This is a genomic window from Vibrio sp. 1401, assembly GCF_033340295.1.
In genome coordinates this window covers 1-618 of sequence record NZ_JAWOWF010000516.1, presented here as the reverse complement: position 1 = coordinate 618, position 618 = coordinate 1, and the positions used below count along the sequence as shown (strand labels likewise).

General features: G+C 46.9%; 1 protein-coding gene. It reads left to right on the top strand.

Going from position 1 to position 618, the window contains the following annotated elements; all coding sequences use genetic code 11:
* Nucleotides 1-618 (top strand): AMP-binding protein (locus R7Z77_RS26570; RefSeq protein WP_318137200.1); only part of this gene is annotated, 618 nt, incomplete at both ends.

Sequence of the window (618 nt, the reverse complement as noted above, 5' to 3'; positions counted from 1 at the left end):
TTCCCTACCGCAGGGGCAGACACGATTGAATACTGTGTAACTCACAGTGAAAGTAAGGCGCTGATCGGGGGGAAGCTTGATGACCCAGCAGCAACTCAGCAAGTCATTGATGCCATGCCAGAGCTTATCAGCATCGCGCTGCCGTATGATTCAGCACCACAATGCCAATACCAGTTCAACGCATTGATTGCGGATGCCGTGCCAAGTGAAGAGCGTCCACAACACTACGATGATAAGTTGATGTCATTGGTGTATACCTCCGGCACATCAGGTTTGCCAAAAGGCGCAATGCTGACTTACGGAGCGTTTAGTTGGTCGGTACAACAGCTGATCAACCACATCGGCATTCAAGCTAACGACCGACTCTTTTCCTACCTACCATTGGCACATATTACTGAACGCGTTTATATTTTTGGTTCATCCATCATGGGTGGCGTGCCAACGGCTTTCCCAGAGTCGCTCGATACTTTTATCGAAGACGTGAAAATGCACCGCCCAACCTTGTTCATTTCTGTACCGAGATTATGGACTCTGTTCCAGCAACGCATTCAAGACAAACTTCCACAGAAAAAATTGAATTTCTTACTAAAAATACCGTTCGTAAATTCGCTGATTAAG